Below are 26943 nucleotides of genomic sequence, written 5' to 3' on the forward strand. Positions count from 1 at the left end.
TGCACACCTGAAAGACCAATTTTGCACAAAAATGAGTGACAACATTTGAAAGGCTAAACCCCTTACAATCACAAGGTAATCGCTATATAATAGCATCAACTAGTTGATCAGCTTTTAAGAGTCAAAATTTGCACTCCTTCGAAGGTAGTTGAATGACATGATGGATGAGAGAAGTACGATTATTTTATCCAAGTTAGCCCAAACACAAGATTATTTGTCTCTAAAGTATCTAACCGAAACCTTGGGGGTATCCAGACGGACTTTATATTACGACTTGGAGAAAATCAATGATTGGTTAGCCGATAACCAAATGCAACAGGTGAAGCACGCTTCTAGAAAAGGGTACTTTTTGGAGCCTGAAACGAAGCTGCAGTTGTCAAAGCAGTTAGGACAGGTAGATGAACCTACCTATTACTACTCGAAGAAGGAACGATATTTTTTAATGATTGTTCTTACTTTGACGAGCGCCGATCCGTTGTTTATGAAAGATTTCGAAGTTCTGACAAAAGTAAGCCGCGGTACCATCGCAAATGATTTAAAAGAAATAACACAATACCTAAAACAAACATTTGAACTAAACCTGTCGTTTCATCGAAAAGATGGCTATGGGGTATCAGGCAGAGAGTTCGAAAAGCGTAAAGCATTAGCGAGCGCTTTGGAACAATTGCTTCTGAAATGGAAGTGGGAGGATGTTTTAAAGAAATTTCCTACTTTATTTTTCGAACATGGGGATACACTTCAAAAACGGGAAGAGATTCGATCCATACTTCTGGATGGGGAACAGGAGCTTGGAAACGAGTTAACCGATGAAACGTTATCCGGATTATCGATGCAAATTTTGATTGTCATCAAACGTGTTCGAGAGGGCCATTTCGTTCAAATCGATTCGGATGAAAAAAGTGTATTAAAAACGACAAGAGAGCATCGAGTGGCAGAAAAACTAATTCAAAAACTTTCCAAGCAAGAAAACGTAAATATCCCTCTTGACGAGACGTATTTCATTACGATGCATGTATTAGGATCTAAGGTAAACACTTTAGAAATCGATAGCGACAAAAATCAGGAAATGGAACGGTTAAAGCATGTAATAACATTGATGATTAAGGATTTTCAAAATTACGCATGCGTCATGTTCCAGGATGTGATGGAGCTTAAGCGAGCGATGTTTGCTCATTTAAAGCCTGCCTATTATCGAATTAAATACGGTGTAAAGACAATGAACGAGTTGACGGAGACGATTTCCTCTAATTACCCGGAGATTTTTCAATTGACTGCAAAAGTTGTAAGTCATCTAGAAAACCTTCTACATCAAAAGGTGAATGATTCAGAAATTGCTTACATTGCCATGCATTTCGGTGGTTGGTTGAAGCGGGAAGGAAAAAAACCTATCCGTCGAACACGAGCATTGATTGTTTGTGAAAATGGAATTGGTACATCTACCATCCTCCGAGGACAGTTAGAGCACCTTCTATCAACGGTGGATATTATAGGAAATGTATCGCTCAGGCAGTACCAGCAAACAAACTACGAGGTCGATATCATTTTTTCAACATCGCCGATCATGGAGAACAGCATCCCAGTAGTTATGGTCAATCCGATCTTAACAGATGCAGAAAAAGAAGCGTTGTTGTCTAGATTCAGTGTTGTTCATACAAAGAGAGAGATGACCATGCCAAAGATTCCAGGATTAATGGATGTCATCCGTCGCCATGCGAATATCGTGAATGAAAAACAATTAGGGATAGAGCTGGAACAGTTATTTCAACAATCCCACTCTTTAACATCAAAGGAGTTTGAAAAACCAATGCTCAATGAACTATTAACGAAAGATATGATTCAAATCGTATCGGAAGTCAAAGACTGGGAAGAGTCTATTAATCTTGCGTCCAAGCCTTTATTAGAAAAAGAATATGTATCTGATTCGTACGTGAAGGCGATGATTCAAAACATTCAAGAATTAGGACCCTATGTAGTAATAGCTCCTAAAATTGCGATTCCTCATGCAAGGCCAGAATTTGGAGTCAATCGGCTTGGAATGAGTCTGTTACTTGTTCAAGATGGAGTGAAGTTTTCGGAACAAGAGAAACATTTTGCTAACCTAATTATTGTGTTAGCAGCCATTGATAATGAAACGCATTTGAAAGCTTTGTCTCAGTTAACCGATTTATTATCCGATAAAGAGAGCTTAGATAAATTGTTAACAATGAATTCTGCAGAGGAAGTAGCAGACCTAATTCAAAACTATTCGTACGCTTAGGAGGAAAAAGAGATGAGTAAGATTCTAGTTGTATGTGGGAACGGTTTAGGTAGTAGTTTCATTATTGAAATGAACGTGAAGAAAGCCTTAAGTGATCTTGGAATAGAAGCGGAAGTTTCACACACGGATTTAACAACAGCTAAAACAGAACCAGCTGATTACTACATTGGTTCTACAGAAATCGTAGAAAACCTAGAAGATGGCAACAGACATGTCATCAAACTCAACAATATTATGGATAAAAATGAACTAAAAGAGGCACTAGAAACACATTTGACGAAGGAGGGGTAATACGTGGTTGATTTAATTATGAAAGATATTCTTGGAACACCATCGATTCTTGTAGGGCTATTTGCTCTATTCGGGCTTTTGTTACAGAAGAAAGCATTTGCGGATGTCATATCTGGTACTTTAAAAACAGTAATGGGATTCGTTATCTTAGGAGCAGGAGCAAACGTTTTAACGGGTTCATTAGATCAATTTAGTCAAATGTTTGACCACGCTTTTGAATTGCAAGGAGTTATTCCGAATAACGAAGCAATCGTAGCGCTCGCTCAACAATCATTTGGTACAGAAACAGCAATGATCATGTTGTTTGGTATGGTGGTTAATATCTTATTAGCTAGAATCACGCCATTAAAATACATTTTCTTAACCGGTCACCATACGATGTTCATGGCATGTATGATTGCTGTTATTTTAACAACTGCTGGATTTGACGGTGTTATGATGGTTGTAACAGGATCAATTATTCTTGGTTCTCTTATGGTATTAATGCCAGCTATGCTTCAACCATTTACGAGAAAAATTACAGGCTCTGATGATTTTGCGGTTGGACACTTCGGTTCCTTTGGATACCTTACTGCTGGTGCGGTTGGTAAACTTGTAGGTAAGAACTCTAAATCTACAGAAGAAATCAAAGTACCTAAGTCATTAGGATTTTTAAGAGATACTTCCGTAGCGGTATCCTTAACGATGGTTCTATTATTCTTCTTTGTTGCCCTATTCACAGGTCCAACTTTTATCGAGACAGAATTAAGTGGTGGTACGAACTATATCGTGTTTGCCTTTTTACAAGGTCTAACGTTTGCTGCTGGTGTTTATATCATTTTAGCTGGTGTACGTATGCTTCTTGCTGAAATAGTTCCAGCATTTAAAGGGATTGCGGATAAAGTGGTACCGAACTCTATTCCAGCTTTAGACTGTCCGTCTGTATTCCCGTTCGCAAGCAATGCCGTAATCATCGGGTTTGTTTGTAGCTTTGTAGCTGGTTTAATCAGCATGTTCTTACTCCCTTTAATGGGATTAAAAGTGATTGTACCAGGTCTTGTTCCACACTTCTTTACAGGAGCGGCTTCTGGTGTATTTGGGAACGCGACTGGAGGTAGAAAGGGAGCGATTTTTGGTTCCTTTGCAAATGGTGTATTAATTAGTTTCTTACCAGCTTTACTTCTTCCGGTACTCGGATCACTAGGCTTTGAAGGAACTACATTTGGAGATGCGGATTTCGGAGTGATTGGTTTAATTCTTGGTAACTTAGTAAACTACATCTCATCACCAGTCGTATTGTTTGTAATTACCATCGTTGTGCTTGGAGCAATCTTTGGAATCACTGCTGTTCGCAAAAAGAATGGGTATAACGATACTATTGGAAAAAGTGCTTAATTAGATATGGAATCCACCTAGCCTTAAATGAGCTAGGTGGTTTTTTTGTTGTCTAGGAAATTATAAAAGTCGTTAGTTGTGGATAACTTTATGCTAAAATTTTATTATCTTTTATTGAGGAGAAGAAGATGAGTAAAGGTTCTGGAGTTGTTAAACAAATATTAAAAGATCACTTTGCAGGTTTTTGGGAATTACATTCTACTCGTTTTCCCGAGTCTTATCGTAGTCATATTAAAGAAACAGTGAAAAAGACAATTAGATGCGGTACTACTGATTTAGGTTATGCTCGATATGAATGTCTAGGATGTGAAGGAAATCCTATGCCTAAATTTGTTTGTTTCACTTGTAAAAGTAGGCTATGTCATCGATGCGGTAAAAAATACACCGATGATTGGTCAGACAAACAACAGGAAATGATCTTCAATGTAACTCATCGTCATATGGTATTCACCATCCCTCAAGAGATAAGAAAAGTATTTTATGATGATCGTAAAAAGCTTAATGAATTGAGTAAACAAGTCTCGGAAGTTTTCCAATACCATAACTATCAAAAAAGTAAAAAGCGAGGATTCCGTTCAGGAATCATTACAGTAATACATACATTTGGTAGAGATTTAAAGTTTAACCCACATATACATGCATTAGTTACGGAAGGTGCACTAGATAACAATAATGAATGGGTGAACAATGGTTATATTCCATATGACTATTTGAGAAAGTCATGGCAGAAAGTAGTATTAGATTTATTAAAAAAATGGTTTCCTAATAATCAAAAAGTAATAAACCTTATAAATGAGTTATATCAAAGATATCCGAAAGGTTTTTATGTTAATGCTGAGAAGAAAATGACAAATGCGAAAGCAGTGGCTAAATATATTGGAAGATACTTAGCTCGTCCAGCTATTGCAGAATATCGAATAGAAGAGTACGACGGTAAGAGTGTTCATTACTGGTATGAAGACCATAAGACAGGTAAACGAGTGGATAAGAGAATTCCTGTGTATAGATTCATATTTGAAATACTTCAACACGTTCCACCAAAACATTTTAGAATGGTAGGAAGATTTGGGTTGTATAGTAGAAGGTCTCATCATAAGGCACAACAAATATTAAGTTTGCATGCATTTATGAGAACGAAACAGATAGAATTACTTTTAGAGAAAAAACGTAAAAAGAAAACCTATCGACAACGTATGATTGAATCCTTTGAAAAGGATCCATTTGAATGTCCACATTGCCATCGACAGATGGAGCTTGTGGGAATATGGCATTCTGATTACGGTTGGTTATATCACTATATGGAGGATATAGAGATGGAAAGAAGGAGGAAATACGGAATTGGCAAACCAAAAAAGGCAGGATAATCCATCAGAAGAATTAGATAAATGGTTGGAAGAAGAGGATCCATTTGGATTAAACGAAGAGATAAAGACTGTTCAATTCAAGTGTCTAGATTGTAACGACACTGATGAAGTACCTGAGTACATCATCGGTGAATTTAGCGTAGACAAAAATAATGGTGAGGAAGTTGAATTACATTGTCCTCACTGTAATGGCACTATGATTGAAGCGAGAAAAAATCCCAAGTAAATAATTCTATTTGGGACGTAACTTAGTCGCGTTAGCGATTTTGTTCCATACAAAAAACCAAGGCAAAATGCCTTGGTTATATCTATGTAATCTCAGCTTACTTTTCTTTCGCGTTTTTGTAGTTTTTCTAGTTCATTTAGTAGTTGATCTAAATGTTGGGAAACTTTAAGAACATCTTGGTTATCTTCCCTATATAGTTTATACATGAGTTGTCGTGCTCTTTCAATTTCAAATTCAATCGATCTCACTTCAACCAAGGTTATCAACTCCTAAAACAGTCTTAGCTCGTACTAGGACTTTTCTCATATTATAAAGATAGAGAAGGGAAATCGCAAGGGAAAATGAGGGAAAATGTGAAATTTCTTTTAAAATAAGGGTTTCTATAGGCTGTTTTTATGAACAACTTTCCATTTTTCTTTAATTTATAAAATATCATGAAAATAATTAGTAGGTAATTAGAAAGAGTCGGTACTTGTAAAAGTAAGTAAAAACTCCTGTTTTTGTGTAAAACTTTGTCACAGTTTTTTCTTTGCTTGCATACATAACCCGTTCAGACGGTCATACTAATAGGTAGCTTATTATAAGCCTGGTGGTTACTGATGAATAATAGGTTTTGTGATAAACTTAGATGAACACAAAAGATGTAGGCAAGGAGCACTATTATGAATTTACTCTCAAGACAATTCAAGATATCTAAGCAATTGTCAACGATTCACTTAATCGTCTTATTTTATTTAGCGGCAGTGGGAATATCGACGCTTCTATTAAGCATCCCTTTATTGCATGAAGAAGGGGTAAATCTTAGTTTTATCGATGTGTTTTTTACTGCGGTAAGTGCAATTAGTGTAACAGGGTTATCTGTAATTAATATCTCAGAATCCTTTAATGGATTTGGTTATATTGCGCTTACGATCGTTTTCCAACTAGGTGGCATTGGAATAATGACACTAGGGACATTTATTTGGATACTTTTTGGGAAGAAAATTGGACTTCGGGAAAGACAATTAATTCAGGTTGATCAAAATAGAACGACTTTGTCAGGGCTTGTCAGCCTCATGATCAAAATTTTCAAAATCATTATTGGAATAGAACTTGTTGGAACGTTGGTATTAGGGACGTATTTTCTAACTTATTTTGACACCTGGCAGCAGGCTTTTATGCACGGTTTCTTTGGTTCGGTAAGTGCAACAACCAATGCAGGCTTTGATATAACGGGAAATTCTCTCATTCCTTTTGCGAATGATTATTTTGTGCAATTTGTGAATATAATGCTTTTAATCCTTGGAGCTGTTGGTTTCCCTGTCCTTATTGAAGTACAGGAGCTGATTAAGGGTGTATATAAAGATACGAATGAAAAATATACTTTTTCCTTATTTACTAAAATTACGACCATAACTTTTTTTGGACTTATTGTGATTGGTACAATTTCCATTCTATTTTTGGAAAGAAATGCTTTCTTTTTGGATAAGGCATGGCATGAGTCTTTTTTTTACAGTTTCTTTCAGTCCGTTACCACTAGAAGTGGTGGGCTCGCAACGATGGATGTAGGTCTCTTTTCTGTACCGACGCAACTAGTATTGAGTGTTCTCATGTTTATTGGGGCCTCTCCAAGTAGTGTAGGGGGCGGTATTCGAACGACAACCTTTGCTATCATGATGTTAGCGATTTTTAATTATGCGAAGGGGAACTCAAGCATTAAGATTTTTGGTCGGGAAATTGATCCGGAAGATATCACACGATCCTTTATCGTAATCTCAACAGCAACTATGTTATGTATGGGATCGATTATTGTATTGGCTCAAACAGAACCTTTTCCGATCATTTCGATTATATTTGAAGTCTGTTCCGCATTTGGAACGACAGGTCTATCCTTAGGAATTACAGCAGATCTTTCTGTGTTTGGTAAGCTTGTGATTATGTTCTTAATGTTTGTTGGAAGAATTGGTATCTTCTCTTTCCTTTTCTTATTAAGAGGTAAAGTATCTAAAGACTTGTTCCATTATCCAACTGAGCGAGTGATTATTGGCTAAAAAGCATCCCACCTGGGGTGCTTTTTTAATATAAATGAAAAATTTATAATTTGATTCCCATTTTTGAAAGGTGTGGATTGTCGCCTCTCAGGAAAGCGACTACCGCAGCGGAAATCACCCCAGACTACGTTTTTTTATAAGATGGTCATTCTTATAGAAACATGGACGGCCTAAATGTTCAAAATCCACAACACTACTTTAGAAATTTCCCTCTTAAAGAAAAACTTCTCAAAAAAGTATAAAGAATCCGTAAATTACCAAGATTCCCACATCTAACTGCTTGCATCCTATGACCTATCTAGTAAAATAAAATAATAGAGGTTGTTCAAAACAAACGCTCGAAATTTTCTTTCCTTATGATCCACCATAACTCCATGCATTTCCTCCTAGACCAGTCATCAAAGGTGGTACATGTTTTGTCCTCCCTTTTAAAAAACTCAAGAATTACATACCTATATTGGAAGGAGTAAGTCTATGTCTCAACAAACGTTTCTATTCAATCCGAAAATCAACAAAGTACTCAAGAATATTAATAAAGTAATGGTTGGTAAAGAGGAACCAGCTACGTTAAGCTTAGTGGCATTGTTATCCGGAGGGCATGTCTTATTAGAGGACGTTCCAGGGGTAGGGAAAACGATGCTTGTCCGTACCTTGGCGAAGTCTTTAGATTGTGAGTTTAAGAGAATTCAGTTCACGCCTGATTTACTTCCATCAGATGTAACTGGTGTATCGATATATAACCCGAAAGAATTAGAATTTGAATTTCGTGGTGGTCCTATTTTAGGAAACATCGTCCTCGCAGATGAAATTAACCGTACATCCCCAAAAACCCAATCCTCCTTATTAGAAGGAATGGAAGAGATGAGTGTGACAGTGGATGGAAATACGATTCCGTTAAAGAAACCTTTCTTTGTTATGGCAACTCAAAACCCCATAGAGTATGAAGGAACCTATCCACTACCGGAAGCACAGCTCGATCGTTTTCTCCTTAAATTGAAAATGGGTTATCCGTCTGAATCAGAAGAACTAGAAATGCTAGATAAAACCTCTGCTACCCATCCCATTGAATCGGTAGAGCCAGTGATGGATAAACAGGAACTAATCGAGATTCAAAACCAAGTGAAAGAAGTGTATATAGAAAAAAATATCCAACGTTATATCGTACAAATTGTGACGGCGACGCGTCAGCACCCTTCTGTTTATTTGGGTGTGAGCCCGCGTGGATCTATTGCCTTAATGCGTGCAGCGAAAGCGTATGCGTTCATTCATGATCGTGACTATGTAGTGCCAGATGATATCAAATATTTAGCTCCATTTGTTTTGTCCCACCGTATTCTTTTAACATCGGATGCTAAGTTTGAAGGGGTAACAACAGAAGAGCTTGTTGATCGAATCTTACACACAGTTCCAGTACCAATTCGAAAGGAATATCGTGAATGAAATGGATAGCCGGATTTACCTCGAAGTTCGTATTCGTACTATTCCTGTTCGTCCTATTCTTCTCTTATGCGATGTTTCAAGGTGGATTCGTTAGCTGGTTCTTGTTTTATAGCTTTTTGCCTGTCCTAATTTATATGGCTTGCTTGCTTTTTTATCCAATCTCTAACTGGGAAGTGGAGCGTAAAATGGACAGATATGTCACAAAGGCTGGAGAACGCGTGCATGTCCAAGTATCGATTTCAAGAAAATCGGTCTTTCCGATTTACTACTGTATCATCGAGGAAAGTCTGCCACTGTCCTTGCAAAAAAAGGACACGCTTCATAAGAAGTACGAAGAAATGCGAAATGAAGATGCGGTTCGAAAAAATCGTCTCGTCAAGCTCGTTTCTTTTCCGTGGTTTCGGAAGGTCATCCGTTTCGACTATACCTTGGATCAGCTTCCAAGAGGAGAGCACCACTTTAGTCAGATTCGCATAAAGACTGGTGATTTATTTGGCTTTATAAAAAAAGAGCATGTATATGAGGTCTCTAGCCGCATGCTTGTCTATCCGAATGAACCGGAGATTACGGTTCGTGAACGAGTGAGTAGCTACGAAGAAGGATCTACTACTTCCTTTAATGTCAACGTGAAGCAGACAAACGTCGTTACAGGAGTTCGTGAATACATGCCTGGTGATCGCTTTTCTTGGATTGATTGGAAAACAACAGCTAAAAAAAACGCAGTGATGACGAAAGAATTTGAACAAGAAAAAAGCTCGAGCATCTTGCTGATTTTAGATAGTGGTCACCATGATGAGTTTTATCCAATCGCCTATGAAGCTAGCATAGAAATAACTGCATCGTTAGTAGAATCGATTAAGAGACATTCCTCCAGAATGGCGTTTTTATCACTTGGACAGGAACGAGTTTATTTCCCGTTTCAACAAAGTCCAGGAAAGTTAGATATGATTAAGACACATCTTGCGAAGGTGCAGGCCATTCCATCTGTTCCTTTTTCAAACCAAATTATCAACGAAAGCAGAAAGATCCCAGAAGGCGTCGTCCTCATGCTAGTCGTTTCGCATTTTGATGAAAAGCTGGAGCTTGCGATTGAACAATTAAAGCAAAAAAGCAAAAAGATTGTCGTGTTTTATGTCCATCCGAAGGAGCAGGAATCGGGAGAGGACAGAGTTTGGCTTCAGAAGCTAAGCGCAAGTGGTATTGTTGTCAATGAATTAACGGAAGAGCAATTAGTCCAACAAAAAATAGAGGTGAACACATAATGGGTGGAGTCAATCAAGGGTTACAGCAGTGGGTCTATCAGTCTATCATCTATCTATGTGGGTTTTTATTGTTTTGGGAATGGCTACGTCCGTTAGAGGATATCTCGGATACAGGTAATGTTCCTGTCTTTGTTCTTTATGCAGCGTTTTGCTTTATCATTTCCTTTTTTCAAGCGCGTTGGTGGCTGTCCATTCCTTTAAAGCTGGCCGGTATGATTTTTATTCTCGACAGTCTGTTTATATCGGAAGCTTTGTTTAGTAAAGCTTGGTTTTCCTTACTATATATCCATACGACCTATAACATAGACATTATTGTCAATCAAAATTGGGGACAAATGACGCCATTATTCCGAAGCGGCTTATTCCTCATCTTGTTATGGCTGATGAGCTATTTATTATACTATTGGTTCGTCGTGGCGAAGAAGATTTTTACTTTCGTTTTGTTAACCTTTATCTATATGACCGTTTTAGATACGTTTACGGTATATGAAGCAGATCAAGCGATTGTTCGAACATTCATTGTTTCCTTAATCGCATTAGGTCTATCAAACATTACGAAAGAAGTGGAGTATGAAGCAATCTCCTTCAAAGGTTTTAACAAGCTTTGGAAGGTGATTATTCCGCTGTTTGTGTTTGTATCTTTATCGACCGTAGTAGGCTTTGCCTCTCCGAAACTAGATCCACAATGGCCAGACCCTGTACCATTTATTAAAAGTACAGCGAAAAATGCTGGATTCGGTGAAGGGGGGAGTGTCGTCCAAAAAGTCGGCTATGGAGAGGACGACTCCCGTTTAGGAGGATCTTTTGTACAAGATAATGCACCAGTGTTTCAAGCAATTTCCCCTGACAAGCAATATTGGAGAATCGAATCCAAAGATGTTTACACAGGGAAAGGCTGGGAGCGCTCCGATGATTTAGAATACCAGCTTCAAGAGGGTGGAGACATTCAACTTAATATGTTTGAGGAAGATGTTGTAGAAACAGAACGGTTGGAAGCACAGATTAATTTTGAAGAAGACGCGTATTTTTCAAAACTTGTTTACCCGTATGGGATCCGAGAAGTATCCGGTGAAGATGGTGTCGATTATTTATTAGATGAACAAACGGGTACGATCTCAACAGAAGGGCCTGAGCAGCATCGCTATTCACAGGGTTATGAAGTCACATATGACAGCCCTTCCTTCTCATTTAATCAATTAAGAGAAGCAAGCAAAGAAGACCCAGAGGAAATTAAGGAGAAATATTTACAGTTACCTAGTGACTTACCAGAACGAGTGGGTCAATTAGCAGAAGAAATAATTGGTACTAAGGATAACCGTTATGATCAAGCGATGGCGGTGGAACAGTACTTCAATAGTAATGGTTTTGAGTATCAAACCGAAAATGTGGCCGTCCCTGACCGCAATCAGGATTACGTTGATCAATTTTTGTTTGAAACAAAGGTAGGATATTGCGATAACTTCTCTACCTCAATGGTCGTTCTTTTACGAACCTTAGATATACCCGCTAGATGGGTGAAAGGATTCTCTGGAGGAGAGCGTGTCGAGAATCAGCCTAGTGATCTTCCTGATAATGCGGACCTCTATCAGATTACGAACTCAAATGCCCACTCTTGGGTAGAGGTTTATTTCCCAGAGGTTGGTTGGGTTCCATTTGAACCGACACAAGGGTTTAACTCTTCTGTTGACTTTTATGAAGAGGTAGAAGAAGAGGAACAACAACAAGCGGAACAACCGGCGGTTCCTGCTACACAACAGGATGACCCAACGAGAGGGAATCCACAGCAAGTAGAGGAAGAATCCAGCTCTGCTGGCAGTGTGGGGAATATTGAATCTGCGTCCTTCGGATGGATGAAGTGGTTGCTTCTGGCGGTGCCTGTTATTTTGATTGCGCTCGTGTATTTCTATCGTTACAGATGGCTGACCGTACTCAAAATCCGTAAATACAAAGGGAACAATGAGGAAAATATTTACCAGGATGCCTACCACTACTTATTAAAGGTGTTGGCACATAAAGGGATTCGAAGAGTAGATGGTCAAACCTTGAGAGAGTTTGCTAAAATGGTAGATCGCCAGCTAGAAACCAATGAAATGAGTAGACTGACGCACCATTATGAACGTGTGCTGTATCGAAATGAAGACGAATCGTCTCAGTGGTCCAAGATGACCGAATTATGGGAAAATTTAATCAAGAAAACATTGTCTTGACCGTGCTTGGATGGCTACTGTAGAATGGTAGAAATTCAATTTAAGCATTTAAGAAATGAATAATAGCCTCATATATACTCGATAATAAGGTTCGAGAGTCTCTACCAAGATGCCGTAAATATCTTGACTATGCAGGTGGAAGTCTTTGTGTTCTGATAAATAGATTTCTACCTTTATAGGTAGGAGTCTATTTTTATACGTTAGGAACGTATAAAAATAGCAAGGAGAAAATCGACTTAGTAAATTTTTAAGGTACCAAGTATAAGTACAACTATGGCTTGGCCTACGTCTTTATAGGCTTGGCTTCGCCAAGTTTTCTTTATACCTACAAATTCGTGAAGGGATGGAAGAGGGATGGCTCAATCAGATATGATCTTAGTGTTAGACTTTGGAAGTCAATACAATCAACTTATCACTAGAAGAATAAGAGAGTTTGGTGTGTACAGTGAGCTACATAGTCATCGTCTAACGATGGAGGAAATTAAGGCGATGAATCCGAAGGGGATTATCCTTTCTGGTGGACCGCATAGTGTCTATGATGAAAATAGCTTTCGTTGTGATGAAGGAATCTTTGACTTAAATATTCCGATTCTAGGTATTTGCTATGGGATGCAGCTTATGACGCTTCACTTCGGTGGAAATGTTCAGAGAGCAAAGGATCGAGAATATGGGAAAGCGGATATTGAATTAAAAGAAGACCCACTTCTATTCAAAGGTACACCGAAAACACAAACGGTATGGATGAGTCATGGGGATAAAGTCATTGAACCTCCTGCAGATTTTCACATTGATGCAACAAGCTCCTCCACTCCGGTGGCGGCAATCAGCCATAAAGAACGTAACTTGTTTGGCGTTCAATTCCATCCAGAGGTGCGAAACACGGAGTATGGAAATGATTTACTGAAGCAATTTGTGTTTGCGGCTTGTGAGTGTGCTGGAGATTGGACGATGGAAAACTTTGTTGAGCAAGAAGTGAAAAAAATCCAGGACAAAGTAGGCGACAAAAAAGTATTGTGCGCCTTGAGTGGTGGCGTCGATTCTTCCGTTGTTGCCGCGCTTATTCATAAAGCAATTGGGGATCAGCTCACTTGTATTTTTGTGGATCACGGTTTGCTTCGTAAGGATGAAGGCGATTTAGTCATGGAAACGTTCCGTGATGGCTTCCATATGAACATCATTCGAGTAAACGCGCAGGATCGCTTTTTAAACAAGCTAAAAGGAGTAAGTGATCCGGAGCAAAAACGAAAGATTATCGGCAATGAGTTTATTTATGTGTTTGATGATGAAGCGGAAAAATTAAAGGATATTGATTACTTAGCACAAGGTACTCTATACACCGACATTGTCGAAAGTGGAACGGAAACGGCACAAACAATCAAGTCCCACCATAACGTTGGTGGATTACCAGAAGACATGCAATTTGAACTGTTAGAACCACTCAATACCCTTTTCAAGGATGAAGTGCGTGCGCTTGGTTTAGAGCTTGGTGTGCCAGCAGATATCGTATGGAGGCAGCCATTCCCTGGTCCGGGTCTAGGTATTCGAGTTCTAGGGGAAGTGACAGAGGATAAAATAGAGATTGTACGGGAATCCGATGCGATCTTACGTGAGGAAATAAAACAGGCCGACCTTGAAAAAGATATCTGGCAATACTTTACGGTTTTACCGGACATCCGCAGTGTAGGGGTTATGGGCGATGCGCGCACCTATGATTACACAATAGGGATTAGAGCAGTAACGTCAATTGATGGAATGACTTCAGACTGGGCAAGAATCCCTTGGCACGTATTGGAGAAAATCTCCACCCGAATTGTCAACGAGGTCGAGCACATTAATCGCGTTGTCTATGATATTACGAGTAAGCCGCCTGCAACGATTGAATGGGAATGACGAACATTAATAAAATAATTCAAAAAAACATTCGTCTTTTTACTTGACGAGGTTCTAGGCAATTAGTATGATGAATAATGTACTTATAAAATAAATAGAAAAATCCGTCGTATAATTTTGGGGATATGGCCCATGAGTTTCTACCGGACTACCGTAAATGGTCTGACTACGCTGGAGTGTTCATTACTTATTTTTTATTTAGGAGTATAGAACATTTCTGAAGTTAGTTAAAGGTAGTACTCTTGGCCAAAGCCAAAGGTGCTACCTTTTTTTGTTTGGGATCTCAGTGAGACGGAGTTCACTTGGGGAGGATGTTTTGATGAAGAAGTTTTTCCAGTTTGAAGAGCTTGGCACGAATATTAGAACGGAATTTGTTGCAGGTCTTACTACGTTCTTAGCGATGGCCTACATTTTGTTTGTAAATCCATCAACGCTAACTGCTGATGGAGCAACCGGAATGGATGCTGGTGCTGTATTCACCGCAACTGCTTTAGCGGCTGCAATTGGTTCACTAGTTATGGGGCTAGTTGCGAAATACCCTGTTGCGCTAGCACCAGGAATGGGCCTGAACGCATTTTTTGCTTATACGGTTGTATTAGGTTGGGGAATTCCTTGGGAAACAGCTTTAGCTGGTGTATTAGCTTCTGGACTTATTTTTATCGTTCTGACTTTATCAGGAATTAGAGAGACTATTATTAACGCAATTCCAGCAAACTTAAAAATGGCAGTTGGTGCTGGTATCGGTTTATTTATTGCTTTTATTGGATTCCAAAATGCAGGCATCATTGTGAATAACGATGCAACTCTTATTGGATTAGGAGACCTTTCTGCACCAAATACGTTACTAGCGATCTTTGGGATTGTGGTAACAGTCATTCTTTTAACAAGAAATGTAAAGGGTGGCGTTTTCTACGGAATGATTATTACAGCAATTGCTGGAATGATTTTCGGATTAATTGATCCACCAAAAGGACTTGGAGATATCGTTGGACCGGTACCAAGCTTAGCTCCAACGTTCGGTCAGGCATTTGCTCACTTCGGTGATATTTTTACCATTCAAATGTTAGTCGTTGTTTTAACTTTCTTGTTTGTAGATTTCTTTGACACTGCAGGAACATTAGTAGCAGTTGCGACAAAAGCCGGTTTAATGAAAGACAACAAGCTACCGCGTGCTGGTAAAGCCTTGTTTGCAGACTCAGCAGCAACAGTAGTTGGGGCAACGTTGGGAACTTCTACAACGACGTCTTATGTGGAATCTACAACAGGGGTAAGTGCTGGAGGACGTTCTGGATTCACTTCAGTAGTGACAGCAGGATTCTTTCTTCTAGCCTTAATCTTTTCACCGTTACTAGGAATGGTAACATCGGCAGTTACAGCGCCAGCCTTAATTATTGTTGGTGTCTTAATGTGTACGACTTTAAAGGATATTGATTGGGATCAGTTCGAAATCGCAGTTCCAGCTTTCCTTACAATTGTAACGATGCCTTTGTCCTATAGCATTGCAACAGGTATCGCGATTGGATTCGTGTTCTATCCAATCACTATGGTTGTAAAAGGAAAAGCAAAAGAAATAAACGGCATTATGTGGGGACTGTTCGTCGTCTTCATTCTGTATTTCATTTTCTTGCAATAGACAAAATTTACATTATGCTAAGTAGTTCAATTTTAAATGAACAAATGAAATAGCATACCAAATCACATAGATTGGTATGCTATTGTTCATTATTATATCAGTTTTCTTTTATGATAAATTTTGTGCATTTGTTTCCCGAACCATTCATCTTAAAGGGTGCCATCTCTTCTATAACCATATACGCTTTTCCCAGCAGAGATTTAAAAAATTCTAAATAGGACCAGACAAATTTTTAGACATGATATAATGTTTATAAAGTAATGAAGAATGTGAGGGATTTGTTGTGTTATATGATATTCTTCAAGAAAAACGGGATTTAATTTTAAAAGTGGCAGGTAAGCACCGTATTCGAAATGTACGAGTTTTTGGTTCTGTTGCAAGACTTGAAGATGGACCTGAAAGTGACCTTGATTTACTTGTGGAATTTGAAGAAGGAAGTAGCTTGTTTGATTTGATTCGCTTTAAACAAGAAGTTGAAGAATTACTTGATATTAAAGTCGATGTCGTAACAGAAAACTCGATTCATTGGAGTATGAAAGAAGATGTGTTAAACGGAGCAATTCAACTATGAAATATGACAAACTCTATTTGCGCCATATTTTAGAGTGTATAGAAAACATTGAATCGTATATCCCAAATGGAGAAGATGATTTTTTTAGTTCAAAATTAATACAAGATGCGATTATTCGTAATTTAGAAATTGTCGGAGAAGCTACTAAGCGAATATCAAAAGATTTTCGAGAACAATACCCTCATGTACCGTGGAAAGAAATGGCAGGACTAAGAGACGTTCTAATTCATAACTATTTTGGCGTGGATAACGGGATTGTTTGGAACGTGGTTGAAAAAGAAATACCACCATTAAAAGAAAAAATAATAGATTTACTAGATCGGTAATAGACAAAGAAAAGGCTAGGATTTCTAAAAACCTAGCCTTTTTAACTTTATACAAGCGTTTTATATGTCAATTCAACAATGCTCAAATTAGGAAAGATGACTACAAAACCAATTTCTACTTGGTATGTTTTTGATAAGTTTTCTCTTAGCACGACTTCCCTCACCCTCGGACGATATCTAGTAATTAAATAGGCTCAATCCTCATCCAACGAACGAATCGTTAACTTATTTTGTTCGGTATTGTCTGGTATGGTCCGATGAAGCTGGATGACTAGAAGACCGTGTCGATATGTCGCATCAATTTTGTCGCTTCGAACTGGATAAGGCAAATCAACCTGGCGCTCAAAAACACCTTGAATAATCTCTTCCTTAATGACTTGGCCGCCAGGGGAAGGAACATCGATGACGCCTCTAAGCTTTAGACTTGTATAGTTTACAAACACATCAATTTTTTCTAAGTCTTTGACACCGGGAAGGTTTACGATGCAGAATAATTCGTTTTGTTGTTGGTAAAGATTAATCTGAGGAATGGGCGGTTTAAAGATATCTTCAAACTCATTCCAAAACGTATCGCCGAAAAAACCATCCATACTCTTTTTCCAGTCTTCCATATGATTAAAAGGATCCATGGGGTACCTCCTTCATTGGATTGTAAGGGTTGAATGCGTTATAGTGTATGCATACAATGGAAATAGGTGATAGCCTATGAAACAACAGGACTATAATGGTTAGAACTGGGGGGCTTCATTTTGCTAGACAATGCATTTTGGATGATCGCAATTATATTGAGTGTAAATATTGTATATGTAGCGTTTAATACAGTAAGAATGATTCTAACCTTAAAGGGACGACGCTATATTGCGGCCGTCGTAAGTGTCTTTGAAGTCACGGTTTACGTACTGGGATTAGGGTTAGTGTTGGATAATTTAGATCAAATTCAAAATCTGATTGCCTATGCAGTCGGTTTTGGGATTGGCGTTGTAGTCGGTTCTAAAATAGAAGAAAAGCTTGCACTCGGTTATATAACGGTGAATGTTATTTCTTCTGATCCGAATAAACCATTTACGAAGCAATTAAGAGAAAAAGGCTACGGGGTAACAAGCTGGTATGCCTATGGGATGGACGGAGACCGTTTGGCGATGCAAATCTTAACACCAAGAAAATATGAATTAAAGCTTTATGAAACAATCAAAGAAATCGATGAAAAAGCCTTTATCATCGCCTACGAACCGAAGCAGATCTATGGCGGGTTCTGGGTGAAGCAAGTGAAAAGAGGTAAACTGCATCCATGAGCAAAAACAAAAAGAAGAGATATCAAATGGAAAAGAATGAAACGATTGAACAATGCTTGGAGCGAATCAAGCGGGATGGGTATATGCCAGTGAGGAGAACGGAGCAGCCTGTTTTTCAAGAGAAGAAGGAAAATGGGGAAACTTCCTATGAACCAGTGGGAAGAATCATCTGTTTTGATGCGGTTCCAGCTGAAAACCGAACATTATAACGCGTGGATGTTTTATTGTTCGATAAATCGTTGACCCTTCTCGATAAAATTGTTATCATAAGACAAGGGGAAACCAAGTACGAATTTTATCCTTTTTATAATCGAATAACCTCATATAATTTCGGGGATATGGCCCGATAGTCTCTACCCATCACCGTAAATGATGGACTATGGGGGAAGAAAGTACGTTTCTTTGTGTTACGTACAGGAATAGCTATGTCAAAACAAGAGCCTATTCATCTTCTCTCCCATAAGAGTAGATGAGTAGGCTTTTTTATATTCCAAAAGTAGAGAGGGGAACATAAATGACGCAGGTTGGCGTGATTATGGGTAGTATTTCAGATTGGGAAACAATGAAACATGCCTGTGAAGTCTTAGATCAATTAGAGATTTCTTATGAGAAAGAAGTTATCTCTGCACACCGTACACCAGATGATATGTTTACGTATGCGGAACAAGCAAAAGGAAAGGGTCTTCGTGTCATTATTGCAGGTGCAGGTGGTGCCGCTCATTTACCGGGAATGGTAGCAGCAAAGACGACTCTTCCGGTAATCGGAGTACCTGTCCAAAGTAAAGCGTTAAATGGATTGGACTCTTTGCTTTCCATTGTACAGATGCCAGGAGGGGTACCGGTGGCGACGGTTGCGATTGGTAAAGCAGGAGCGACTAATGCCGGATTGCTAGCAGTACAAATCATTGGAGCTTTTGATGAAGCTATATCTAGCAAACTAGAAAGCTATCAACATGAATTGAAAAATAAGGTGAATGAAATGAGGGAGCAGCTTGCAACCGAATAAGCTATTACCAGGAAGTACGATTGGAATATTAGGTGGTGGTCAGCTTGGAAGAATGATGGCGATCGCAGCAAAATATATGGGATATCGTGTCACGGTTTTAGATCCAACGGAAGATTGCCCGACCGCTCAAGTGAGTGATCATCAGATTTTAGCAAAGTACGATGACTTAGAAGCAATCAAACAGTTGGCTGAAGCAAGTGATGTCATCACATATGAATTTGAAAATGTCGATTTGGAAGCAGCAAAGTATTTAGAGGAAAGAAATATTTTGCCGCAAGGAGCTCGGTTATTAAAGATTACGCAGGATAGAGAACAGGAAAAGCAAGCTGTTGTTGATAGTGGCTTAGAAGTTCCTCCTTATCGAATTGTATCGAATGTACAGGAAGTGGAGGCTGTTCTAAACGAAATTAAAGTACCTTGTGTGATAAAAACATGCAGAGGTGGATACGACGGAAAGGGACAGTTAAAAATAACAGAAGAGACCTCCCTAGAAAAAGTGCAACAATTTGTAGAACAAAAAGGTCGTTGCATTATAGAAAATTGGGTTCCGTTTAATAAAGAAATATCTGTTGTTTTCACCCGTGCGATAACTGGTGAAATGACGATTTTTCCAATCGCTGAAAATGAACATAAGGATCATATTTTACATACAACCAGTGCCCCAGCTCTTATTTCGACCGTTGTGGAGCGAAAGGCCATAGAATCCGCTGAAAAACTTGCCAACCACATCAATGTAGTAGGTACTTTCGCGATTGAAATGTTTGTAAAAGGTGAAGATGTATATATTAATGAAATGGCACCACGCCCACATAATTCCGGACATTACACGATCGAAGCATGTAATGTGTCACAGTTCGAACAACACATTCGAGCGATTACCGGATTGCCACTTGTGCCAATCTCCTTCCATGGTGGAGCTATTATGCTGAACCTGTTAGGGGAAGAGCTTGAAAAGTTGATGAATCAAACCGCTGAGATTCCTGCTGGACACTTGCACGTCTATGGGAAAGACTCGATAAAACCGAAGCGGAAAATGGGGCACCTAACGATGGTAGGAGCCAGCTTGGATGAAGTGAAGCAAAGAAGTAAAGAGATTATAGAGAACTTTTATAAATGATTAACAGGAGGATTACTGCATGATAAGCCGATACACAAGAGAAGAAATGGGATCGATTTGGACAGAAGAAAATCGTTTTAAAGCATGGTTAGAGGTAGAGATTTTAGCCTGTGAAGCTTGGAGTGAGTTAGGCGTTATCCCAAAAGAAGACGTATTAAAAATTAGAGAGAACGCGTCTTTTGATGTTGATCGAATTTATGAAATTGAACAAGACACAAGACACGATGTTGTAGCTTTTACAAGAGCCGTTTCCGAAACATTAGGGGAAGAGAAGAAATGGGTTCACTACGGCTTAACCTCAACGGATGTCGTCGATACAGCATTATCTTTTTTACTAAAACAAGCAAATGAAATTATTCGCAAAGACTTACATGCCTTCGTCGATGTATTAAAAGCGAAAGCGCAAGAGCATAAGCACACTGTCATGATGGGACGCACACACGGGGTGCATGCAGAACCAACTACCTTCGGATTGAAGATGGCTCTTTGGTATGAAGAAATGAAACGGAACGTCGAACGTTTTGAAGCTGCGGCGAAAACAATCGAAACAGGAAAACTATCTGGGGCAGTTGGTACATATGCCAATATCGACCCGTTCGTGGAAGAGTACGTTTGTGAAAAAATCGGTCTAGCACCCGCACCTGTTTCTACACAGACCCTACAAAGAGATAGACACGCGCACTACATGAGTACTCTTTCTTTAATTGCTACATCCATTGAAAAATTCGCGGTAGAAATTCGTGGCCTGCAAAAAACAGAAACACGTGAAGTAGAAGAATTTTTTGCGAAAGGTCAAAAAGGATCTTCCGCAATGCCACATAAACGGAATCCAATTGGATCAGAAAACATGACAGGAATGGCTCGTGTCCTTCGTGGATATATGCTGACATCTTACGAAAACGTAGCACTTTGGCATGAAAGAGATATTTCTCATTCTTCAGCAGAACGTGTTATTTTACCAGATGCAACGATCGCGTTGAATTATATGCTGAACCGTTTTACCAATATCGTGAAAAATCTAACGGTCTTCCCAGAAAATATGCGTGCCAATATTGATAAGACATTTGGCGTTATTTTCTCCCAACGTGTACTTCTTTCTTTAATTGACCAAGGGATGAGTCGAGAAGAAGCCTATGATTTAGTTCAACCAAATGCGATGAAAGCCTGGGAAGAAAGAACATCATTTAAAGAGTTAGTGGAAGCGGAATCGAAAATCACGTCCGTATTGACACAAGAGCAAATTGATGACTGCTTTGATTATACGTACCACCTAAAGAATGTAGATCGCATTTTCGACAAGATTGGTCTATAAAGAAAGTTGTTAGAAAGCAATAGGGGATTCATAACTAATCAGATGGGGTGATGTTGTGAAAGGTGAATTGTTATATGAAGGAAAAGCGAAAAAGGTTTTTGTAGTAGAGGGCGATGAAAAGTCTTTAGTTCTTTCCTACAAAAATGACGCGACAGCTTTTAATGGGAAAAAGAAAGCAAGCTTTATCGGTAAAGGAAAATATAACAACTTAATCACAGCTAAGATTTTTGACTACTTGCATAGCAAAGGAATTGCGACACACTTTCAAAAGAGCCTAAATGAAACAGAACAATTAGTGACAAAAACGGCCATCATTCCGGTTGAGGTGGTCGTCCGAAACGTCGCTGCGGGGAGTATAACGAAGCGACTAGGGATGAAAGAGAAAACGGTATTTTCACCAGCCCTCGTGGAACTATTTTATAAAGATGACGATTTAGGTGACCCACTCATAAATGATGAACATGCAAGAATTTTAGCAAACGTCGATCCATTTGAATTAGAGCAAATGAAAGAAGCAGCACGAGCCATTAATGAACATTTACTAGCATTCTTTGAAACTGTGAATCTACAACTAGCCGACTTTAAGCTAGAATTCGGAAAAGATGTAGAAGGAAATTTGTTGTTAGCAGATGAAATTTCTCCAGATACGTGCCGTTTATGGGACATGGAAACAGGTGAGAAAATGGATAAAGATGTGTTTCGAGAAGATATTGGCGACTTGATAGAAACGTATGATGCGATACTTCAACGACTGGAGGCAGTGAAATGAAAAAAGTGAAAATTTATATCACCTTAAAAGAAGGCGTGTTAGATCCTCAAGGGAAGGCGGTACAAACGTCATTAAATACGTTAGGTTTTACAGAGGTTCAAGAAGCTCGCGTAGGAAAGTACATGGAACTGTTCGTGGAAGATAACGTGGATGTAGAAGCAAAAGTAGAGGAGATGTGCTCCAAGCTTTTGGCCAATCCAGTTATTGAAGACTATAGCTACACCATTGAGGAGGGTATTCTTCAGTGAAATTTGCAGTCATCGTTTTTCCGGGATCCAATTGTGATCGAGACATGTATTTTGCCGCAAAGGATGCGTTAGGGGAAGAAGCAGATTTAGTATGGTATCAAGATGCAGATTTAAGCTCGTATGATGCAATTCTTTTACCAGGTGGATTTTCATATGGCGACTACTTGCGTTCAGGTGCCATCGCCTCTACTTCAAATGTCGTAGCGCAACTTAAAGAGCAAGCGGCCAAAGGTACGCCAATTCTAGGAGTTTGTAATGGGTTTCAAATTTTACTAGAGTCGGGACTTCTTCCTGGAGCTATGCTTCGCAATAAAAACTTGAAGTTCATGTGTCATCAAGAAAAGCTCATCGTGCAAAACAACAAAACCATTTTCAGCTCTTTATATGAGGAAAAAGAAGCGATTACGATTCCAATCGCCCATGGTGAAGGAAATTATTATTGTGATGAGCGCACGTTACAAGAGTTACAAGCAAACAATCAAATTGTCTTTACGTACGGAGATAACCCGAACGGCTCTGTCGCGGATATCGCGGGGATTATGAATCGACAAGGAAACGTGCTCGGTATGATGCCACACCCTGAACGTGCCGTCGACAAGTGGTTAGGTAGTGAAGATGGCTTACGATTATTTCAATCCTTGTTAAACAATTGGAGGGAATCCTATGTTGCAGGCGCCTGAAATCAGTCCAGAAACGATTGAAGCAGAAAAAATTTATAAAGAGATGGGTTTAACGGATTCCGAATATGAGTCTATCAAGCGAATTTTAGGGAGAAGACCTAACTTCACGGAAACAGGTATTTTTTCGGTTATGTGGTCGGAGCATTGTAGCTACAAAACTTCCAAGCCGTTGCTAAAGAAGTTCCCGACAAAAGGACCACAGGTGTTACAAGGTCCTGGAGAAGGTGCTGGGATCGTGGATATCGGAGACGGGCAAGCGGTTGTTTTTAAAGTGGAAAGTCATAACCACCCTTCTGCAGTAGAACCTTATCAAGGTGCAGCAACTGGTGTCGGTGGAATTATTCGTGATGTATTCTCAATGGGAGCACGTCCCGTTGCTTTACTAAACTCCTTACGCTTTGGAAACTTAAACAACAATCGTGTGAAGTACTTATTCGAAGAAGTCGTGCACGGGATTGCTGGGTATGGCAATTGTGTTGGTGTTCCAACAGTTGGTGGAGAAGTACAGTTTGATGATTGTTATGCAGGAAACCCACTAGTAAATGCGATGTGTGTTGGTTTAATTGATCAGAAGGATATCCAAAAAGGAATTGCTGCAGGAATTGGAAATACCGTTTTATATGCAGGATCTGCGACAGGGAGAGATGGGATTCATGGTGCGACGTTTGCATCAGAGGATCTTTCGGAAGAATCAGAAAGCAAACGAGCTTCCGTACAAGTCGGCGATCCGTTTATGGAGAAGCTGTTAATTGAAGCTTGTCTAGAAGTGATTCATTCCGATGCCTTAGTTGGAATGCAAGACATGGGTGCGGCTGGTCTTACTTCATCGGCAAGTGAAATGGCTAGTAAAGCAGGAACGGGAATGGAAATGAATCTAGATCTCGTTCCACAACGCGAGCTAAACATGACTCCCTATGAGTTAATGCTGTCTGAATCTCAAGAACGGATGCTTCTTGTTGTGAAACAAGGAAGAGAACAAGAAATCATGAATGTTTTTAAAAAATACGGATTGGAAGCAGTCGCGGTTGGACGCGTAACCGACGATAAACAATTCCGCTTGCTTCACAAAGGTGAAGTAGTAACAGACATTCCGGTTGATTCTCTAGCGGAGGATGCTCCGGTTTATCATAAACCATCCGCGATTCCAGTTTATTTTACTGAATTTCAAGCAATGCCTGCATATAAGCCAGTTGTTGAAACGTACAGTGAAACACTGATCGCTCTATTACAACAACCAACGATTGCGAGTAAAGAGTGGGTCTATGATCAATACGATTCCATGGTTCAAGCAAATACAGTCGTGACTCCAGGCTCGGATGCAGCAGTAGTTCGGGTACGTGGAACGAACAAAGCGTTAGCGATGACGACTGACTGTAATTCTCGTTATATCTATTTAGATCCAGAAACAGGCGGAAAAATTGCGGTAGCAGAAGCGGCTCGCAATATCATTTGTTCTGGTGCGAAGCCACTTGCTTTAACGGACGGATTAAATTTTGGTAATCCAGACAAACCAGAAAACTTTTGGCAAATGGAAAAAAGCGTAGAAGGGATGAGTGCCGCTTGCTTGAAGCTAGATACACCAGTTATAAGCGGAAACGTATCTCTTTACAATGAATCTAATAATCAAGCAATCTTCCCAACTCCGGTAGTTGGAATGGTTGGATTAGTAGAGGATTTAGAACACATCACGAAATCCTCTTTTGAAAAAGAAGGAGATCTTCTTTACGTCATTGGTGAAGCAAAACCTGAGTTTGGAGGAAGTGAACTTCAAAACGTTTTAGAAGGAAACTATTTTGGGAAAGCACCAGCAATTGATTTGGATGTTGAAGCGAAACGCCAAGCCCAATTGTTAAAGGCGATTCGTTCTGGGCTCATCGCATCTGCTCATGACTTAGCAGAGGGCGGGCTTTCTGTAGCATTAGCTGAATCTTTATTCGAAAAAGAGCTTGGCTGCGATGTGTCTTTAGCTGGGGATGCGACGGTTCAAATGTTTAGTGAAACACAGTCTCGTTTTCTCGTATCTGTAGCACCTGAAGCGCAAGACGGATTTGAGAGATTAGTAGAGGATGCTAGTCTAATAGGAAAAGTTACGGGGAATGGGATGTACAAATTGGCAGTGGACGGAACGGTTTTGGTAGAGGAAGCAACGACTAACCTGAAAGCAGTTTGGAAAGGGGCTATACCATGCTTGCTGAAATCAAAGGCTTAAATGAGGAATGTGGCGTATTTGCAATCTGGGGACATGAGAAGGCAGCTGAGGTTGCCTATTACGGATTACACGCCCTACAGCACAGAGGCCAAGAAGGAGCAGGAATCGTTTCTAGTGACGGAGAACAGCTGAATGTTCATAAAGGAATCGGACTGATTAATGAAGTATTTAATCAGTCAGAGTTTTCTAGATTACAAGGAACGGCCGCAGTAGGTCACGTTCGCTATGCAACACAAGGTGGCGCAAGCTATGAAAACGTACAGCCACTTGTTTTCCATTCTCAAAAAGGGAGTATGGCACTAGCGCATAATGGGAATCTAGTCAATGCCCATGCATTAAAGCACCAATTGGAAGCACAAGGAAGCATTCTTCAAACGACTTCAGATACCGAGGTGTTAGCACATCTTATCAAAAGAAGCGGACATCTCGATATGGATGAGGCCATTTCTCAAGCTTTAAGCATGATTAAAGGTGCCTATGCTTTTGCGATTTTAACCGAGGATCAGCTTTATGTGGCACAGGATCCGCGCGGTTTGCGTCCATTGTCGATCGGAATGCTAGGAGGCGCTTATGTCGTTTCTTCTGAAACGTGTGCATTCGATGTCATTGGGGCTAGCTATATTCGTGAAGTTCAGCCAGGAGAGCTTTTAATTATTAATGAAAAGGGCATGACATCGAAGCAATTCACTTCTCCGATGCAAAGAACCCTGTGCTCGATGGAATACGTCTATTTTTCCCGACCGGATAGTGATTTGAATGGATTGAATGTTCATGCATCTCGTAAGAAAATGGGGAAAGAGCTTGCGAAAGAAGCGCCGGTGGAAGCGGATGTCGTGACAGGAGTTCCGGATTCTAGTATTTCAGCTGCCATTGGATTTTCCGAAGCGACCGGTATTCCTTACGAGTTAGGTTTAATTAAAAATCGTTACGTTGGACGAACGTTTATCCAACCTTCTCAAGAATTACGAGAACAAGGGGTAAAGATGAAGCTATCGGCTGTTCGTGGAATCGTCGAAGGGAAACGGGTCGTGATGGTCGATGATTCGATTGTACGGGGAACAACGAGTAAACGAATCGTAAAGCTGTTGAAAGAAGCGGGTGCAAAAGAAGTCCATGTCCGGATTGCTTCCCCGCCAATTGAAAATCCGTGTTACTACGGCATCGATACCTCAACGAAAGGTGAGCTCATTGCAGCAAACTATTCGGTAGAAGAAATTCGTGAGCTAATTGAAGCGGATAGCTTAGCTTACTTAACAACGGAAGGTTTGAAACATTCGATTGTGGAAAAAGATTCGATGGAACACGGCATTTGTAATGCATGCTTTACAGGTAACTATCCGACAGAAATATATCCAGATACGATATTACCGGCAGATAAAGTATAACCTGGCGGAGATGATTCATCTCCGTTCTTCCATAATAGGGTCAAAAGAGGTAAA

Annotated in this window: 25 protein-coding genes and 3 riboswitches; of the genes, 23 read left to right on the forward strand and 2 right to left on the reverse strand. The window is 39.6% G+C overall.

Features of this window, described 5'->3' with window-relative positions; genetic code table 11:
* Positions 1-157: 157 nt before the first annotated feature.
* The 5 genes from KO561_RS02695 to KO561_RS02715 all read left to right on the forward strand — a co-directional run bounded on the left by KO561_RS02695 (position 158) and on the right by KO561_RS02715 (position 5512).
* Complete coding sequence (locus KO561_RS02695) at positions 158-2257, forward strand: BglG family transcription antiterminator (protein WP_231095618.1); 2100 nt, start codon at positions 158-160, stop codon at positions 2255-2257.
* 12 nt (positions 2258-2269) lie between these two features.
* The gene (locus KO561_RS02700; RefSeq protein ID WP_231095619.1) at positions 2270-2548 is read left to right on the forward strand and encodes a PTS sugar transporter subunit IIB; all 279 of its coding nucleotides are present in this window, start codon (positions 2270-2272) and stop codon (positions 2546-2548) included.
* A 3-nt stretch (positions 2549-2551) separates the two neighbouring features.
* Positions 2552-3922: a PTS ascorbate transporter subunit IIC gene (locus tag KO561_RS02705; protein WP_231095620.1), complete on the forward strand. Its 1371-nt coding sequence runs from the start codon at positions 2552-2554 to the stop codon at positions 3920-3922.
* Between the two features lie 128 nt (positions 3923-4050).
* Positions 4051-5286 carry an IS91 family transposase gene (locus KO561_RS02710; protein ID WP_231094048.1) on the forward strand — a complete coding sequence of 412 codons (1236 nt, stop codon included), beginning with the start codon at positions 4051-4053 and terminating at the stop codon, positions 5284-5286.
* The gene (locus KO561_RS02715; protein ID WP_231094047.1) at positions 5261-5512 is read left to right on the forward strand and encodes a hypothetical protein; all 252 of its coding nucleotides are present in this window, start codon (positions 5261-5263) and stop codon (positions 5510-5512) included. Before KO561_RS02710 ends, KO561_RS02715 begins: the two co-directional genes overlap by 26 nt.
* 92 nt (positions 5513-5604) lie before the next feature.
* On the opposite strand, the gene KO561_RS02720 is transcribed toward KO561_RS02715, so the two are convergent.
* On the reverse strand, positions 5605-5760 hold the full coding sequence (locus KO561_RS02720; RefSeq protein WP_231097031.1) for an aspartyl-phosphate phosphatase Spo0E family protein: 156 nt from the start codon (positions 5758-5760) through the stop codon (positions 5605-5607).
* 414 nt (positions 5761-6174) lie between these two features.
* On the opposite strand from KO561_RS02720, the gene KO561_RS02725 reads away from it, so the two are divergent.
* From KO561_RS02725 to KO561_RS02760, 8 genes are all read left to right on the forward strand, one after another.
* A complete protein-coding gene (locus tag KO561_RS02725; protein WP_231095621.1) occupies positions 6175-7542 on the forward strand; it encodes a TrkH family potassium uptake protein in 1368 nt (455 codons plus the stop codon).
* Positions 7543-8016: 474 nt separating this feature from the next.
* On the forward strand, positions 8017-8982 hold the full coding sequence (locus tag KO561_RS02730; protein WP_231095622.1) for an AAA family ATPase: 966 nt from the start codon (positions 8017-8019) through the stop codon (positions 8980-8982).
* Positions 8979-10244 carry a DUF58 domain-containing protein gene (locus tag KO561_RS02735; protein WP_231095623.1) on the forward strand — a complete coding sequence of 422 codons (1266 nt, stop codon included), beginning with the start codon at positions 8979-8981 and terminating at the stop codon, positions 10242-10244. The genes KO561_RS02730 and KO561_RS02735 overlap by 4 nt, the downstream gene beginning before the upstream one ends.
* Positions 10244-12451, forward strand: a complete 2208-nt coding sequence (locus tag KO561_RS02740; RefSeq protein WP_231095624.1) for a transglutaminase TgpA family protein — start codon at positions 10244-10246, stop codon at positions 12449-12451. The genes KO561_RS02735 and KO561_RS02740 overlap by 1 nt, the downstream gene beginning before the upstream one ends.
* 48 nt (positions 12452-12499) lie before the next feature.
* Positions 12500-12602, forward strand: a riboswitch (purine riboswitch).
* Between the two features lie 203 nt (positions 12603-12805).
* Positions 12806-14341 carry a glutamine-hydrolyzing GMP synthase gene (gene guaA / locus KO561_RS02745; RefSeq protein WP_231095625.1) on the forward strand — a complete coding sequence of 512 codons (1536 nt, stop codon included), beginning with the start codon at positions 12806-12808 and terminating at the stop codon, positions 14339-14341.
* 87 nt (positions 14342-14428) lie between these two features.
* Positions 14429-14530, forward strand: a riboswitch (purine riboswitch).
* A 130-nt stretch (positions 14531-14660) separates the two neighbouring features.
* Positions 14661-15974: an NCS2 family permease gene (locus KO561_RS02750; RefSeq protein ID WP_231095626.1), complete on the forward strand. Its 1314-nt coding sequence runs from the start codon at positions 14661-14663 to the stop codon at positions 15972-15974.
* A gap of 283 nt (positions 15975-16257) precedes the next feature.
* Positions 16258-16545, forward strand: a complete 288-nt coding sequence (locus KO561_RS02755) for a nucleotidyltransferase family protein (RefSeq protein WP_231095627.1) — start codon at positions 16258-16260, stop codon at positions 16543-16545.
* Positions 16542-16871: a HepT-like ribonuclease domain-containing protein gene (locus tag KO561_RS02760; protein ID WP_231095628.1), complete on the forward strand. Its 330-nt coding sequence runs from the start codon at positions 16542-16544 to the stop codon at positions 16869-16871. Before KO561_RS02755 ends, KO561_RS02760 begins: the two co-directional genes overlap by 4 nt.
* Positions 16872-17065: 194 nt before the next feature.
* Here KO561_RS02760 and KO561_RS02765 read toward each other — a convergent pair whose 3' ends face one another.
* The gene (locus KO561_RS02765) at positions 17066-17500 is read right to left on the reverse strand and encodes an Hsp20/alpha crystallin family protein (protein WP_231095629.1); all 435 of its coding nucleotides are present in this window, start codon (positions 17498-17500) and stop codon (positions 17066-17068) included.
* 120 nt (positions 17501-17620) lie between these two features.
* On the opposite strand from KO561_RS02765, the gene KO561_RS02770 reads away from it, so the two are divergent.
* From KO561_RS02770 to purF, 10 genes are all read left to right on the forward strand, one after another.
* Entirely contained in the window at positions 17621-18163 is a 543-nt protein-coding gene (locus KO561_RS02770) for a DUF2179 domain-containing protein (RefSeq protein ID WP_231095630.1), read from the forward strand.
* On the forward strand, positions 18160-18372 hold the full coding sequence (locus KO561_RS02775; protein ID WP_231095631.1) for an NETI motif-containing protein: 213 nt from the start codon (positions 18160-18162) through the stop codon (positions 18370-18372). The genes KO561_RS02770 and KO561_RS02775 overlap by 4 nt, the downstream gene beginning before the upstream one ends.
* A gap of 91 nt (positions 18373-18463) precedes the next feature.
* Positions 18464-18563, forward strand: a riboswitch (purine riboswitch).
* Positions 18564-18677: 114 nt separating this feature from the next.
* Entirely contained in the window at positions 18678-19169 is a 492-nt protein-coding gene (gene purE, locus KO561_RS02780) for a 5-(carboxyamino)imidazole ribonucleotide mutase (protein ID WP_231095632.1), read from the forward strand.
* Positions 19156-20286, forward strand: a complete 1131-nt coding sequence (purK, locus tag KO561_RS02785; protein ID WP_231095633.1) for a 5-(carboxyamino)imidazole ribonucleotide synthase — start codon at positions 19156-19158, stop codon at positions 20284-20286. The genes purE and purK overlap by 14 nt, the downstream gene beginning before the upstream one ends.
* Before the next feature lie 19 nt (positions 20287-20305).
* Positions 20306-21598: an adenylosuccinate lyase gene (purB, locus tag KO561_RS02790; RefSeq protein WP_231095634.1), complete on the forward strand. Its 1293-nt coding sequence runs from the start codon at positions 20306-20308 to the stop codon at positions 21596-21598.
* Between the two features lie 55 nt (positions 21599-21653).
* The gene (gene purC / locus KO561_RS02795; protein WP_231095635.1) at positions 21654-22367 is read left to right on the forward strand and encodes a phosphoribosylaminoimidazolesuccinocarboxamide synthase; all 714 of its coding nucleotides are present in this window, start codon (positions 21654-21656) and stop codon (positions 22365-22367) included.
* On the forward strand, positions 22364-22615 hold the full coding sequence (gene purS / locus KO561_RS02800) for a phosphoribosylformylglycinamidine synthase subunit PurS (protein ID WP_231095636.1): 252 nt from the start codon (positions 22364-22366) through the stop codon (positions 22613-22615). The genes purC and purS overlap by 4 nt, the downstream gene beginning before the upstream one ends.
* Complete coding sequence (gene purQ, locus KO561_RS02805) at positions 22612-23295, forward strand: phosphoribosylformylglycinamidine synthase subunit PurQ (RefSeq protein ID WP_231095637.1); 684 nt, start codon at positions 22612-22614, stop codon at positions 23293-23295. Before purS ends, purQ begins: the two co-directional genes overlap by 4 nt.
* Positions 23279-25504 carry a phosphoribosylformylglycinamidine synthase subunit PurL gene (gene purL / locus KO561_RS02810; RefSeq protein WP_231095638.1) on the forward strand — a complete coding sequence of 742 codons (2226 nt, stop codon included), beginning with the start codon at positions 23279-23281 and terminating at the stop codon, positions 25502-25504. The genes purQ and purL overlap by 17 nt, the downstream gene beginning before the upstream one ends.
* Positions 25480-26889 carry an amidophosphoribosyltransferase gene (purF, locus tag KO561_RS02815; RefSeq protein WP_231095639.1) on the forward strand — a complete coding sequence of 470 codons (1410 nt, stop codon included), beginning with the start codon at positions 25480-25482 and terminating at the stop codon, positions 26887-26889. The genes purL and purF overlap by 25 nt, the downstream gene beginning before the upstream one ends.
* The last annotated feature ends 54 nt before the right edge of the window (positions 26890-26943 follow it).

Source organism: Radiobacillus kanasensis (genome assembly GCF_021049245.1).
Classification (GTDB): domain Bacteria; phylum Bacillota; class Bacilli; order Bacillales; family Amphibacillaceae; genus Radiobacillus; species Radiobacillus kanasensis.